Origin of the sequence: Microbacterium sp. Bi121 (assembly GCF_918698005.1) — a bacterium.
Lineage (GTDB): Bacteria > Actinomycetota > Actinomycetes > Actinomycetales > Microbacteriaceae > Microbacterium.
In genome coordinates, this window is sequence record NZ_CAKKLJ010000002.1 from 235,515 (window position 1) to 249,195 (window position 13,681).

The following is a 13,681-nucleotide window of genomic DNA, read 5'->3' on the forward strand; positions in this document are numbered from 1 at the left end:
ACGTACAAGGAGGTCCGCGTGAGTGCAGCGGGAGACCAGCAGGCGAAGGCCACTCTCACGATCGGCGAGACCACTGCCGAATTCCCCATTCTGCGCGGCACTGCAGGCGCCGACAGCATAGACTTCTCGACGCTGACCAAGCAGACCGGCTACACCGGTCTCGACTACGGGTTCGTGAACACGGCATCCACGAAGTCGGAGATCACGTTCATCGACGGCGACCAGGGCATCCTGCGCTACCGCGGATACCCGATCGAGCAGATCGCGAAGAACTGCACGTACCTCGAGGTCGCCTGGCTGCTGATCTACGGTGAGCTGCCGACGCCGTCCGAGCTCGCCGATTTCGACGACCGCATCCGCCGTCACACGCTGCTGCACGAGGACATCAAGCACTTCTTCTCGGCGCTGCCGCACACCGCGCACCCGATGTCGGTGCTCTCGTCCGCAGTCGCGGCCCTGTCGACGTACTACGAGGGCCAGACCGACCCGAACAACCCCGAGCACGTCGAACTGAACATGGTTCGCATGCTCGCCAAGCTCCCGGTCATCGCCGCTTACGCGCACAAGAAGAGCGTCGGGCAGGCGTTCCTGTACCCCGATAACTCGCTGAGCTTCGTGGACAATTTCCTCAAGCTCAACTTCGGTGTCCACTCCGAGTCCTACGAGATCAATCCGGTCATGTCCAAGGCGCTCGAGCTGCTGCTGATCCTCCATGAGGACCACGAGCAGAACGCCTCGACGTCCACGGTTCGCCTGGTCGGCTCGACCGGCGCCAACCAGTTCGCGTCGATCTCCGCCGGCATCCAGGCTCTCTCCGGCCCGCTGCACGGCGGCGCGAACGAGGCCGTGCTCAGCATGCTCGCCGAGATCCGCGATTCGGGTCAGGGCGTGCAGCGCTTCGTCGAGCGCGTCAAGAACAAGGAAGAGGGCGTCAAGCTCATGGGCTTCGGCCACCGGGTGTACAAGAACTACGACCCGCGCGCCAAGCTCGTCAAGGAGGCTGCCGACGAGGTGCTGCGCGAACTCGGCGTCACCGACCCGTTGCTCGACCTCGCCAAGGAGCTCGAAGAGATCGCCCTCGCGGACGACTACTTCAAGGAGCGTCGCCTGTACCCGAACGTCGACTTCTACACCGGTGTCATCTACAAGGCGATGGGCTTCCCGACCCGCATGTTCACCGTGCTGTTCGCGATCGGTCGTCTTCCCGGCTGGCTCGCGCAGTGGCGCGAGCTGAACCTCGACAAGCAGACCAAGATCGGTCGCCCGCAGCAGCTGTACACGGGGGCGCCGGAGCGGCAGTTCCAGACCCGCTGATCGGACGGTTCCGCACAGCGCGGGATGCGAAAAGCCCCGGCCGCTTCCCGAAGGAAGCGGCCGGGGCTTTCGTATCCGAGGGATCAGCGTCCCTGCGAACCGCCGCCCTGCGCGCGGCGCGGGCGCCGGGTGTCGACGCGCTGGCCCACCTGGATGCGGTTCTGCTGGCCGCCGCGCTGCCCGCCACCGGAACGCTGGCCCTGACCTGCGGACTGGCCCTGGATGCTCTGTCCGTGGCCGCCTTGTCCGTGTCCGCCCTGCCCCTGGCCGCCCTGTCCCTGCGGACGACGACGACGGCGAGCGGGGGAGCCGGAGGCCGGCGCGCCGCCCTGCTGGGGCTGACGCGGCTTCTTCGGCTGCTGGCGCTGCTGCGGCTGCACCGGCGCCGGCTTGACGTGGGCGGCGCGATCTCCGACGAGCTCGTCGACGATCGTGGAGTTCGCCGTCTCGAGCTCGGCCGTGATCTGCGCCTTGCGCAGCAGATCCTTCACATCGCGGCGCTGCTCTGGCAGCACGACGGTGACCACGGTGCCGGCAGCGCCCGCACGCGCGGTGCGGCCGGAGCGGTGCAGGTACGCCTTGTGCTCCATGGGCGGGTCGACATGGACGACGAGATCGACGTTGTCGACGTGCACGCCGCGGGCAGCGACGTCGGTTGCGACGAGCACACGCACGCCGCCCTCAGCGGGGTCGGCCGAGAACGCGCTGAGGTTGCGCTCACGAGCGTTCTGCGACAGGTTGCCGTGCAGGTCGACGGAGGGGATGCCGGCCGCGGTGAGCACCTTGGCGAGCTTCTTCGCCTGGTGCTTGGTGCGGGTGAAGAGGATGCGACGCCCGGTACCGGAGGCGAGCTCGCGCACGAGCACAGTCTTGTGCTCGGTCGAGGTCGTCACGAGCACGCGGTGGGTCATCTCGCCGACGGGGACGCTTGCCTCGTCGACCTCGTGGCTGACCGGGTTCGACAGGAAGCGCTTGGCGAGCGAGTCGATTCCGCGGTCCAGCGTCGCGCTGAACAGCAGGCGCTGGCCACCGGCGGGAGTCGAGGCGAGGATGCGCGTGACACCTGGCAGGAAGCCGAGGTCGGCCATGTGGTCGGCCTCGTCGAGCACGGCCACCTCGACCGAGTCGAGCGAGACGAGCTTCTGCTTCATGAGGTCTTCGAGGCGGCCAGGGCACGCCACGACGATGTCGACGCCGCTGCGGAGCGCCTGCTCCTGCGGACGCTGGCTGACACCGCCGAAGACGGTGGTGACGCGGAGGCCGGCGGCCTCGGCGAGAGGCGCGACGGTCGCCGCGATCTGCGTGGCGAGTTCACGCGTCGGTGCGAGCACCAGACCGCGCGGGTGCTGAGGGCGCGTGCGCTTCTGCGAGGCGCTCAGTCGAGCGACCAGCGGCAGTGCGAACGCGATCGTCTTGCCGCTGCCGGTGCGGCCGCGGCCGAGCAGGTCGCGCCCGGCGAGCGAGTCGGGGAGGGTGTCGCGCTGAATCGCGAACGCCTCGGTCTTGCCGTCCGCGGCGAGCACGTCAGCGAGGCGTGCGGGCACGCCGAGTTCAAGGAAGGTGGGCATAGAGATACTCCGTCAGCGCACGATGATCCGTGCGCGAATAGTGAGATGGGCGACCGCGCACAGGAGGTGCGCAGAGGTTCGCCGTTCGAAACGCCAACTGGTGGAGGAGCTCTGCAGCTCACTTCGGTCTGGGTGGACCCCGTGTCGACGACGCAGTCGCCCGATGCCGGGCAACCTCACAAGACTAGCAGAGTGCGGCTGGGTATCAGGCGTGCAAGGTGTCGTTGAGCGTCACGCCGGCGCCCTGGCGCTGCCTCGCCTCGATCGCGCCGGTGACCGAGTTCCGCCAGAACAGGATGCCGTTCTGCCCGCTGAGCTCCGCTGCCTTCACGATGCGCTGGCCGCCGTCGGCTGTGCGAGTGCCGTCGGCGAGGACGACCTTCGACCCGGCGGTGATGTAGACGCCAGCCTCGACGATGCAGTCATCGCCGAGGGCGATGCCGAGCCCCGAGTTCGCACCGAGGAGGGTGCGCGCGCCGATCGAGACGCGGACGGTTCCGCCGCCGGACAGCGTGCCCATGATGGATGCTCCGCCGCCGATGTCGCTGCCCTCGCCGACGACGACACCCTGCGAGATGCGACCCTCGACCATCGAGGCCCCGAGCGTGCCGGCGTTGAAGTTCACGAACCCCTCGTGCATGACGGTGGTGCCGGGGGAGAGGTGGGCGCCGAGGCGAACGCGCGAGGCATCCGCGATCCGGACGCCGGCGGGCTGCACGTAGTCGGTCAGGCGCGGGAACTTGTCGAGCCCCTGAACCTGGATGCTGTGGCGGCGCATCTGCGGCTGCAGGCGAGCGGCGTCGTCGGGGTGCATGGGGCCCGCATTGGTCCAGGCGACATTGGGCAGGTGGCCGAAGATGCCGTCGAGGTTCAGCTCGTTGGGACGCACCAGCAGATGCGACAGCGCGTGCAGGCGCAGGTACGCGTCCGCGGTCGAGACGGGGGGAGCGTCCAGATCGATCTCGAGCGTCACCGTCTCGATCGTGACGCCTCGGCGCTCGTCCGCACCGGTCTGCGCCTCGAGGTCTGCGGCCGTCGAGTCCGTCGCCGGGGAGGACTCCATCACGGAGCCGATGCCGACCTTCGGGTACCAGGCATCCAGAACGGTGCCGTTGCCGGCGATCGTGGTGAGGCCGAGTCCCCAGACAGTGCGCGCGTTGGTCATACGTCCACGCTACCGCGCTCCCGAGGCAGGGCCGCGCCGTAGGCTGGACGCATGCTGCTCGACCCGACCGTCTCCTCCGTCGACCTCACGCGCGCGATCTGCGACCTCCCCAGCGTCTCCGGTGACGAGGCAGCCCTGGCGGATGCCGTCGAAGCCGCTGTCGCACCGCTGGCCCACCTCGAGGTCATCCGACACGGCAACACGATCGTCGCCCGCACGAACCGCGGCCGCGACCGACGGGTCGTGATCGCCGGTCATATCGACACGGTCCCCATCAACGGCAACCTGCCGACGCGGCTCGTCGACATCGACGGGAAGCCGCATCTGTGGGGGCGCGGAACCGTTGATATGAAGGCCGGCGTCGCGGTGCAGCTCAAGCTCGCCGCCGAGCTCACCGAGCCCATCGTCGACATCACCTGGATGTGGTACGACAACGAAGAGGTCGCGGCATCCCTCAACGGGTTGAACCTGCTCTCGAAGGACCGCCCCGATCTGTTCACCGCAGACTTCGCTATCCTCGGCGAGCCGTCGAACGGCGAGGTCGAGGGTGGATGCAACGGCACTCTGCGCGCGATGGTCCGCACACGTGGTGTCCGTGCGCACAGCGCGAGGGCGTGGATCGGCGAGAACGCGATCCACGCCGCGGCGCCGATCCTGTCGCGTCTGGCCGAGTACCGGGCGAAGGAGGTCACTGTCGAAGGGCTCGCGTACCGCGAGAGTCTGAGCGCCGTGCGCATCACCGGCGGTGTCGCGGGCAATGTCATCCCAGACCTGTGCGAGGTCGAGGTGAACTATCGCTTCGCCCCGAGCAAGACGTCCGCAGACGCAGAGGCGCACCTGCGAGGAGTGCTCCAGGGCTTCGACGTCGAGATCACGGACGCCGCCGACGGCGCTCGTCCCGGCCTGGATGCTCCGATCGCACAGCAGTTCGTCGCCGCGGTCGGCGCCGTCCCTCGGCCCAAGTACGGCTGGACCGACGTCGCGCGGTTCAGTGCTCTCGGCATCCCTGCCGTGAACTACGGCCCAGGCGACCCGCACCTGGCCCACCACGACGAGGAGCGCGTGCCGCTCGCGCAGATCGACGCGATCGAGCAGGGCCTTCGGGCGTGGCTCACCGGGCGCTGACCGTCGGCGCACGCCGCGGGGTGCTCGAGCACTGGGTGCGCCTGCCCGTGATCGCGCGGATCGCCGTCGTCTATCTGCTCGGCAGAGCGGTGACGACCGGATTCCTGCTGCTGGCCGCGGAGCGCTCGACAGTCGGATCGCGGTTCGGTGCGGACGCGACCATCGGCAGCTTCGTGCTCGGATGGGACGCGCAGTGGTACTGGCTGGTCGCCTGGGAGGGCTATCCCCATGTGCTGCCCCTCACCGAGACCGGGCAGGTCACCGAGAACGCGTGGGCGTTCATGCCCGTATACGCGTACGCCGCGCAGATCGTCGGCCTGCCGTTCGGCGCGTGGGGCGCAGGGGCCCTGCTGATATCGCTCATCGCCGGGTTCTTCGCCTGCGTCGCGCTGCATCGGCTTCTTCGGCATCGGATCGGCGCCTCGGCGACGATGTGGGCGGTGGTCTTCTTCGCCTGGGGCCCGCTGGCCGCGCTGTTCCAGGTCGGTTACGCCGAGTCGCTGTTCGTGCTCCTGCTGCTCATCGCGCTCGATCTGGTCGCTCGGCGCAGGTACGCCTGGCTGTACCTCGTCATCCCCGTGATGGCTTTCACCCGTCCAGGCATCCTGGCTTTCGCGCTGTATCTCGGGCTGCACGGCATCCTGCGCTGGATCCGCCGCCGTCATGACCCGCTCTCGACCCGTGAGGTCGTGCACATCATCGCGCTCGGGGCGCTCGCGACAGCCACCGGCTTCGCATGGCAGCTGATCGCCTGGTTCGTCACGGGAGACCCCGGGGCGTACATGGCGACCGAACTGTCCTGGCGTCGCAACTGGGGCGTCGACGACGCGGCGTTCGTGCCGTTCGACGGCTGGGTGCAGGCCGCGCAGTTCTGGTTCACGCAATGGGGGATGCCTGGGTGGTGGGGTCTCATCGCTCTCGGGATCCTCGTGCTCGCTGCGGCGGCGATGCTGCTCTTCTCCCCGCACGTGCGGCGCCTCGGAGCCGATCTGCGGCTGTGGAGCGCGAGCTACCTGCTGTATCTGCTGGCCGTGTTCTTCCCGCAGTCGAGCACGTTCCGCCTGCTGCTGCCGCTCACGCCCCTGGCCGGAGCGCTTGCCGTTCCGAGGTCGCGGGGCTACCGCATCGTGGTGCTCGCGCTGTGCGTGCTCGGTCAGTGGATCTGGGTCGATCAGGTCTACGCGCAGGGAAGCGCCTACTGGCAGGTGCCGTGACCGGGTCGAAGACGTCACGTGACGTGGTGTTCACGAGGTATTACCGCACCGCGCGCGCCGGGGCGGAAGTGTACCGATAAACTTGATGCATACCACCGAGGGAAAGGAAGCCACGATGGCAGCGATGAAGCCGAGGACCGGAGACGGACCCATGGAGGCCGTGAAAGAGGGACGACTCATCATCGTGCGGGTTCCCCTCGAAGGTGGCGGCCGACTGGTCGTCTCGGTCAACGACGAAGAGGCGAAGGAGCTGCACGACGTCCTCGCCGGCGTCGTGAGCTGAACCGGTAGCACCTTCAAGGGCGGCGGATCCTCGGATCCGCCGCCCTTCTGCGTCTGCTGCGGCGATCCGAGCACGATCCCATCCGATTCCACGACGGGTCCGAACGACCTGTTGTGCGGCGAATGTCGCACGAAACGGAAAGGAACATCATGCGCAAGATGACACGACTCGGACTCATCAGCACCGCGGGCGCCGGCGCAGCCGCTCTCGCGATCGCAGGATTCGCTCTGCCGGCCACGGCCGCTGAGTCGTCCGACAGCACGCAGGAATCCACCTCCACCACCTCGACGACCGACTTCATGAGCTCGATCGAGGGACTCCAGGCCTGGCTCGGCGAGACCGTCCTCGCCAGCGGAAACGACACCGGTCTCGTCGATGGCCCCGTGGTCGACGGCCCGCTGGTCAGCGATTCCCTCGGCGGTGACGTGCTCTCGGGCAACGACACCCCGGTCGCCTCCGGCAACGAGGTCTCGGCCCCTGTCGGCTCGGGCAACGACGTGACCGCCCCGATCGATGCTCCGATCGGCTCCGGCAACGACGTCTCAGGCAACGAGGTCGGCTCCGGCAACGCCAACGGCAACGTTGTCGGCTCCGGCAACGACTCCGGCGTCTCGGTCGGCGACATCGGCGCTGACGTCGATGACCTCATCGGCGACGTGTCCGGCGATGTCGACTCGATGCTCGGCGGCATCCTCGACTGATCCGACCGCCACGCAGAAGCGGCGCCCCGGCTCAGGCCGGGGCGCCGCTCACGTCTGCGGGTGCGACTGCTCGGTGCTTGCAACTACTCGGCGCTTGCGACTGCTCGGCGCTTGCGACTGCTCGGTGCTTGCGACTGCTCGGTGCTTGCGACTACTCGGTGCTGAGACTGACCAGCTGCAGCAGGCCCTCACCTGCGGTGGAGATCGCGGCGAGGACGGCAGGCGACTCCTGCGTCTCCTGGATCAGTGAGCGGAATGCGCTGGTGACGGCATCCCGCTGCACAGGATCGGCGACGCGGCCACCGGCCAGCACGCGCGGCACTGCGACGACCCCACCGGTGCGCACCAGGCGCAGGCCGTGCTCGACGTACTCGATGACGTTCTCCGGGTCGGCGTCGAGGAGGACGATGTCGTAGGCGCCCTCGTTCATGCGGGGCAGGACGTCGGCGGCGCGACCGGTGATGAACCGCGCGCGGGTGGACGGCACCTTGGCCTCGCTGAAACCGCGACGCGCTGCGGCAAGGTGCTCCGGCTCGTTGTCGATCGAGGTCAGGACGGCACGGGGGGCGCCGCGCAGCATCCACAGGCCGGAGACCCCGGCGCCTGTGCCGATCTCGACGATCGAGCGGGCGTCGGTCGTCGCGGCGAGCACGGCCAGCTGCGAGCCGACAGCGGGGCTCACCGAAGTGACGCCGAGCTCCTGCGCGTGGGTGCGGGCCCTGGCGATGTGCGCCGGCTCGATGATCGCCTCGCGGATGTACCGTGCGTTCGCGTCGTTCTCACTCATGGCCGTATCCTCCGCATCCAGAGTATTCGCCCGTCGTGTTCATCGCCGTCAGGCGCGGCGGGTAGCCTGTCTACATGGATTTCGGCCTCACCATCGAGAAGCTCTTTCTCATCGGTGTGATCGCCGCGCTCATCATCGGCCCTGAGCGTCTTCCGAAGGCCGCTGAGACCTTCGCCGGCGTCGTCCGCAAGGTCGGGGAGTACCTGCGGGACACCCGCACGAGGATGCGTGACGAGATCGGTCCTGAGATCGACGAGGTGGACTGGCGAAAGCTCGATCCACGTCAGTACGACCCTCGCCGGATCATCCGCGACGCGCTGCTCGAGGACGCCCCGTCGACGACCGCGACCGCGACTGCCGTCGCTCCTGCGGCGGTGCCCGCTGCGGTCGCAGAACGACAGCCGTCGCGGGTGCGCCCGGACTTCACGAAGGCTTCGCCGCCGCCGTTCGACCTCGAGGCGACCTGATCCGACCGGCCGGCCCGCGGGGTCAGTTCGTCGACTTCACGCGTGATTTCAGGCGCGCCACGTCGTCATCGCTGAGCAGGATGCGCGGCACCACAGTGACCACCGACGTGCCCCGAAGGCGCAGGAGCGCGGCGTACCTGCCGACGTGGACCGACCGGAACGTCGAGTAGGCGACATCGGAGACGCCGCTCTTGGACACCATCTTGATCGACTCGTCGCCGAGTTCTACGCGCACGACCGACCCGGATGGCATCGTCGTGCTGATCGCACGGCGGGTGGATGCACGGGTGAAGATGATCGAGGCGACGATCAGCGCCGCGATCGCCACCATCGTCCAGGTCAGAGTGGTCGTCTGCTCCTGATCGGCGCCACCGACCATCCCCAGCACGATCGCGTTCACCACGAACGCCGCGATGAGGGCCGTGTACGCGATGACGGCGAGCGGGCGCGTGAGCGTGTAGATGACGGCATCCCATGTCATGCCGCGGATCATCTCGGCGTCGACGGTGGCGGTACGGGCGGCGGAGTCGGCAGTCACGTCACGAGTCTGTCATGACTCGGATGCCGGGGTCCGGGCCACGGACATCGGCAGCGACCGGCCGGAGAGGCTTCGGCCGTGCTGCGCCAGCCGGTCCGCGATGCCGCGGATGGTCTGCGCCGCGGCATCCTGCGGGTCGCTGAGCACGATCGGGACGCCGGCGTCGCCCCCTGCGCGCAGCGCGGGGCTCAGCGGCACGGAGGCCATCAGCGGGACCGCGTCATCCGGTCCGGACAGTGCGCCGGCGACTTGGGCCCCGCCGCCTGATCCGAACAGGTCGACCGTCGTGCCGTCGGGAAGCGTGAACGCGGCCATGTTCTCGACGACGCCGATCACGCGCTGTCCGGTCTGCCGCGCGACCAGACCGCTGCGGATCGCGACGTCGGAGGCAGCCGTCTGCGGTGTCGTCACGACCAGCACCTCGGCATGGGGGAGGAGCTGCCCGATCGAGATCGCGACATCGCCGGTGCCAGGAGGCATGTCGATGAGTAGCACGTCCAGATCGCCGAAGAACACGTCCGTGAGGAACTGCTGGACCGTGCGATGCAGCATCGGACCGCGCCATGCGACGACGGCCTCGCCGTCACGCAGGAACATCCCGATCGAGACGGCCTTCACGCCGTGGGCGACAGGCGGCAGCATCAGATCGTCGATGCGCGTGGGCTGGGTGCCTGCGGGGATTCCGAGGAGTCCGGGGATCGAGAAGCCGTGCACGTCGGCATCCACGAGACCCGTGGCGAGCCCCTTCTCGGCCAGGGCGACGGCCAGGTTCGCGGTGATGGTCGACTTGCCGACCCCGCCCTTGCCGCTGGAGACGAGGATCACCCGCGTCAGCGAGTCGGGCCCGAACGGCATCTGCCGTGCAGGGCGTCCGTCGCGCAGCTTCTCGGTGAGGGCCTTCCGCTCGCCCGGAGTCATGACACCGACCTCGACCGTGACCTCGTCGATGCCGACGACGGATGCTGCGGCACGGCGCACATCCGATTCGATGCGGTCGGCGGCGGGGCATCCGACGATCGTCAGGGCGATGCCGACCGTCGCATGATCGCCCTCGACGGAGACGTCGCGGAGCATGTCGAGTTCGCCGATCGGTCGGCGCAGCTCCGGATCGGAGACCGCGCCGACCGCGCGGCGAACCTGGTCGGCACGGCTCATGGTCGCTGGCGGCCCGGCCTGTTGACCGGAGCCGTCCTGGTGTCGGCGTCGCCGTCGTGCTCCTCGCTGAGATCGGCGAGCAGCGCCCGCAGCTCCTGCCGCAGCACATCGCGAGTCACGGCCTGGGTGTTGCGCTCCTCGAGCGACATGCGCAGAGCGACGATCTCGCGGGCCAAGTACTCGGTGTCGGCGAGGTTTCGTTCTGCGCGCTGCCTGTCCTGCTCGATCTGCACGCGGTCGCGGTCGTCCTGGCGGTTCTGCGCGAGCAGGATGAGCGGGGCGGCGTACGAGGCCTGCAGCGACAGGATCAGCGTGAGCGCCGTGAAGCCGAGCGCGGCTGAGTCGAAGCGCCACCAGCCGTTCTGCTCGGCGACGACCGTGTAGACCATCCACAGCAGGCAGAACAGGGTGAGCATGAGCAGGAACGTCGGCGTGCCCATCGCACGGGCCACCCACTCCGTGAACCGGCCGAAGCGGTCGCTGGATTCGGGGCGCTGCCGCGTCGTGCCGCGGCCGAGGGGGGCGTCGAGACCGGAGCGGTCGCTCTTGGCCATCATCGTGCACCGCCCGCCGTCTCGCTGTCGTCGGCATCCTGTGTGCGCCAGTCATCGGGCAGCAGATAGTCGAGAACGTCGTCGATGCTCACCACCCCGACGAGGCGACCGGCGGCATCGACCACCGGCAGCGACACGAGGTCGTAACTGGCGAGCAGCCTGGCGGTCTCCGCTGCGGAGGCCATCGCCGAGATGGGCTCCATCGTCTCGTCGACGATCGCACCTAGGCGTTCGTGCGGGGGGTAGCGCAGCATCCGCTGGAAGTGGACGACGCCGAGCAGGCGACCGGTCGGCGTCTCGAACGGCGGAAGGGTGACGAAGACCGCGGCGGCGAGTGCGGGGTGCAGCTCGTGCCGACGGATCAGTGCCAGAGCCTCGGCGACGGTGGCATCGGCCGAGAGCACGATCGGCTCGGTGGTCATCAGACCGCCGGCGGTGTCCGGCCCGTAGCTCAGCAGAGTCCTGACGTCCTCGGCCTCTTCCGGCTCCATGAGGTCGAGGAGTTGTTCGAGGCGCTTCTTCGGGAGCTGGGCGAGCAGGTCGGCCGCGTCGTCCGGTTCCATGTGGTCGAGGATGTCGGCGGCGCGCTCGTCGCCGAGACCGTCCAGGATGTGCACCTGGTCCTCTTCCGGCATCTCCTCGAGAGCGTCGGCGAGCCGGTCGTCCGGCAGCTCTTCGGCGACCTCGATCAAACGCTGCTGCGGAAGGTCGAGCAGCGTGGTGGCCAGGTCGGCGGCGTGCAGCTCGGAGTAGGTCGCGACGAGCTGCTCGGCGGACTGCGACTCGCCCGGTGCGCGCTTCTCGGCGACCTCGTTCCACGCGGCGAACGTGGTCGGTCCCTTCGCGAACGGCGAGGCGCTCGTCTTGGGTTTGCGGAGGAAGAGCTGATTGACGCTCCACTCTCCGAGGCGGTTCGGCTCGATCGCGACGTCTTCGATCACGGCGCTGCCGCTGCCGTCGGCGAGCTCGACCCGCCGGCCCAGAAGCTCGGCGAGCACACGGACTTCACCGGGCCGGGGCTGGAACCGGCGCACGTTGATCAGTCCGGTGGTCAGAACCTGCCCGGCGCGGATCGACGTGACCCGGCCGATGGACATGAACACGTGCCGGCGGCCGGGGATCTCGACCACCAGTCCGATCACGCGGGGGGAGGCGGTACTTCGGTAAACGATGACGACATCCCGGACCTTGCCGAGCCGGTCGCCCACGGGGTCGAAGACGGCGCAGCCTGCCAGGCGCGCGACGAAAACCCGTTGTGTGCTCACGCTGTCCAGCGTAGTGCGCGAGCCTGCGAACTCGGGCCCCGCAGAGACGCGCATGGAACAATGGAGGTATGAGCATGTTGAACCGTCCTGCGAACGGCACTGCCGTCGGTGAGACCGTCGCGTCGGTCCGCGAATACGAGGCCGCGCAGAAGACGGTGTCGAAACTGATAGCCGCCGATGTCCCCGCCAGGGACATCGCGATCGTCGGCCAGTCCGTCCGGACGATCGAGCGCGTCACAGGACGGCTCGGCTATGCCGCAGCGGCACGCTCCGGGGCGGTCAACGGCGTGCTCATCGGGCTTCTGCTGTCGGCGATCCTCGTGATCGGCAACCCGGATGCTCCGATCCAGCTGTTCGTGGGTTTCGTGTTCATCGGTGTCGCGCTCGGCATGATCCTGAGCCTTGTGACCTATGCGATCGTTCGCCGCAGGCGGGATTTCGCGAGCGTGACGCAGCTCGCGGCCGATCACTACGAGGTGACGGTGGCGCCGGACTCCCTCGCGAAGGCTCGCGCGGCGCTCGGATCCGCCCCGCGCACCCAGGTCGCCCGGCCGACGGTCGACCTGGACGAACCGCCGCGGTACGGCGAGCGGGTCGCTCCTGGCACCGAGACCGCGGCGCAGGCGGGCGCGCAGGCTCCCGCCGGGCACGTGATCCCTCCCCGTCCCGCTGACCCGCGTCCCGCTGACCCGCGTCCTGCGGAAGCGCGGCCGCAATACGGCGAGCGGGTCGAGCAGGCCGCGCCGACGCAGGACCCGACGCCGACGGATGCCGCTGACGGGGATGCTGCGCCCGAGTCGGCCACCGCTGAGACAGCGCCCGGAGGGACGGGGACTTCCGCAGAAGCCGCGCCCGTGACGGACGAGTCGGCCCAGAAGCGCGACGACCGGGCCTGACATGGGCTTCGACGTCGAGCTCCCTCGGGGGACGGTGCCGATCTCTACGGCCTGGGGAGACGGCATCGGGCGCGGAACCGTCCTCGTCGCTCATGGCGCCGGCGCCGGGATGGAGCATCCGTTCCTCGTCGGATTCACCGACGCTCTGAACGCCATCGGTCTCTCGACCCTGCGGTTCAACTTCCCGTACCGCGAGCAGGGCAGGCGGATGCCCGGACCCGCCGCCCACGCGATCGCGACGTGGAAGGCCGCAGTGGCGTATGCCCGCACTTTCGATCCCGCCGGTCCGCTGTGGGCGGCGGGCAAGTCCTACGGGGGACGGATGGCATCGATGGCAGTCGCTGAGGGGCTCGTCGTCGACGGACTGGTGTATCTCGGTTACCCGCTGCACCCGCCGGGCGACCCTGGGAAGCTGCGCGCGGAGCACCTGCCGGCGATCGCCGTGCCCCAGCTGTTCATCGAAGGAACGAACGACCCCTTCGTACAGCCCGTTGCCCAGCTCGAGGAGGTCGTCCGGACCTGCCAGGACGCCCAGGTCGTCTGGGTCGAAGGCGGCGGACACTCGTTCGAGGTGAAGGGGCAGAAGCGACCGGCCGCCGAGATCGGGGCATCGCTCGCCCCGGTGGTCGCGGACTTCACCTCGAACTGA

General features: G+C 68.9%; 15 protein-coding genes. 8 read left to right on the forward strand and 7 right to left on the reverse strand.

Annotated features, from left to right (window positions below; genetic code table 11):
- Positions 1–18: 18 nt before the first annotated feature.
- Positions 19–1,314: a citrate synthase gene (locus LQZ87_RS03820; protein ID WP_230102129.1), complete on the forward strand. Its 1,296-nt coding sequence runs from the start codon at positions 19–21 to the stop codon at positions 1,312–1,314.
- Between the two features lie 83 nt (positions 1,315–1,397).
- On the opposite strand, the gene LQZ87_RS03825 is transcribed toward LQZ87_RS03820, so the two are convergent.
- Together LQZ87_RS03825 and dapD are read right to left on the reverse strand one after the other, a co-directional pair.
- Entirely contained in the window at positions 1,398–2,882 is a 1,485-nt protein-coding gene (locus LQZ87_RS03825; protein WP_230102130.1) for a DEAD/DEAH box helicase, read from the reverse strand.
- A 205-nt stretch (positions 2,883–3,087) separates the two neighbouring features.
- Positions 3,088–4,047 carry a 2,3,4,5-tetrahydropyridine-2,6-dicarboxylate N-succinyltransferase gene (gene dapD, locus LQZ87_RS03830; RefSeq protein WP_230102131.1) on the reverse strand — a complete coding sequence of 320 codons (960 nt, stop codon included), beginning with the start codon at positions 4,045–4,047 and terminating at the stop codon, positions 3,088–3,090.
- Between the two features lie 51 nt (positions 4,048–4,098).
- Here dapD and dapE point away from each other — a divergent pair, with 51 nt between their 5' ends.
- The 4 genes from dapE to LQZ87_RS03850 all read left to right on the forward strand — a co-directional run bounded on the left by dapE (position 4,099) and on the right by LQZ87_RS03850 (position 7,370).
- Positions 4,099–5,172 carry a succinyl-diaminopimelate desuccinylase gene (dapE, locus tag LQZ87_RS03835; RefSeq protein WP_230102132.1) on the forward strand — a complete coding sequence of 358 codons (1,074 nt, stop codon included), beginning with the start codon at positions 4,099–4,101 and terminating at the stop codon, positions 5,170–5,172.
- Positions 5,154–6,386 carry a hypothetical protein gene (locus LQZ87_RS03840; RefSeq protein WP_230102133.1) on the forward strand — a complete coding sequence of 411 codons (1,233 nt, stop codon included), beginning with the start codon at positions 5,154–5,156 and terminating at the stop codon, positions 6,384–6,386. Before dapE ends, LQZ87_RS03840 begins: the two co-directional genes overlap by 19 nt.
- 115 nt (positions 6,387–6,501) lie before the next feature.
- Entirely contained in the window at positions 6,502–6,669 is a 168-nt protein-coding gene (locus tag LQZ87_RS03845; protein ID WP_147039918.1) for a DUF3117 domain-containing protein, read from the forward strand.
- A 149-nt stretch (positions 6,670–6,818) separates the two neighbouring features.
- A complete protein-coding gene (locus tag LQZ87_RS03850) occupies positions 6,819–7,370 on the forward strand; it encodes a hypothetical protein (protein WP_230102134.1) in 552 nt (183 codons plus the stop codon).
- A 151-nt stretch (positions 7,371–7,521) separates the two neighbouring features.
- On the opposite strand, the gene LQZ87_RS03855 is transcribed toward LQZ87_RS03850, so the two are convergent.
- Complete coding sequence (locus LQZ87_RS03855; protein ID WP_230102135.1) at positions 7,522–8,157, reverse strand: O-methyltransferase; 636 nt, start codon at positions 8,155–8,157, stop codon at positions 7,522–7,524.
- Positions 8,158–8,231: 74 nt separating this feature from the next.
- Here LQZ87_RS03855 and LQZ87_RS03860 point away from each other — a divergent pair, with 74 nt between their 5' ends.
- Positions 8,232–8,624: a Sec-independent protein translocase TatB gene (locus LQZ87_RS03860; protein WP_230102136.1), complete on the forward strand. Its 393-nt coding sequence runs from the start codon at positions 8,232–8,234 to the stop codon at positions 8,622–8,624.
- Positions 8,625–8,646: 22 nt separating this feature from the next.
- On the opposite strand, the gene LQZ87_RS03865 is transcribed toward LQZ87_RS03860, so the two are convergent.
- From LQZ87_RS03865 to LQZ87_RS03880, 4 genes are read right to left on the reverse strand one after another with little or no spacing between them, the layout of a single operon-like run.
- Positions 8,647–9,162, reverse strand: a complete 516-nt coding sequence (locus LQZ87_RS03865) for a YcxB family protein (RefSeq protein WP_230102137.1) — start codon at positions 9,160–9,162, stop codon at positions 8,647–8,649.
- A 12-nt stretch (positions 9,163–9,174) separates the two neighbouring features.
- On the reverse strand, positions 9,175–10,317 hold the full coding sequence (locus LQZ87_RS03870) for an Mrp/NBP35 family ATP-binding protein (protein ID WP_230102138.1): 1,143 nt from the start codon (positions 10,315–10,317) through the stop codon (positions 9,175–9,177).
- Positions 10,314–10,871: a DUF1003 domain-containing protein gene (locus LQZ87_RS03875; RefSeq protein ID WP_230102339.1), complete on the reverse strand. Its 558-nt coding sequence runs from the start codon at positions 10,869–10,871 to the stop codon at positions 10,314–10,316. Before LQZ87_RS03875 ends, LQZ87_RS03870 begins: the two co-directional genes overlap by 4 nt.
- Positions 10,871–12,136: a CBS domain-containing protein gene (locus LQZ87_RS03880; protein ID WP_230102139.1), complete on the reverse strand. Its 1,266-nt coding sequence runs from the start codon at positions 12,134–12,136 to the stop codon at positions 10,871–10,873. Before LQZ87_RS03880 ends, LQZ87_RS03875 begins: the two co-directional genes overlap by 1 nt.
- A 68-nt stretch (positions 12,137–12,204) precedes the next feature.
- Between LQZ87_RS03880 and LQZ87_RS03885 the strand changes: the two genes are divergently transcribed.
- Both LQZ87_RS03885 and LQZ87_RS03890 read left to right on the forward strand, forming a co-directional pair.
- Positions 12,205–13,032 carry a general stress protein gene (locus tag LQZ87_RS03885; RefSeq protein ID WP_230102140.1) on the forward strand — a complete coding sequence of 276 codons (828 nt, stop codon included), beginning with the start codon at positions 12,205–12,207 and terminating at the stop codon, positions 13,030–13,032.
- Position 13,033: 1 nt separating this feature from the next.
- Positions 13,034–13,681 carry an alpha/beta family hydrolase gene (locus LQZ87_RS03890; protein WP_230102141.1) on the forward strand — a complete coding sequence of 216 codons (648 nt, stop codon included), beginning with the start codon at positions 13,034–13,036 and terminating at the stop codon, positions 13,679–13,681.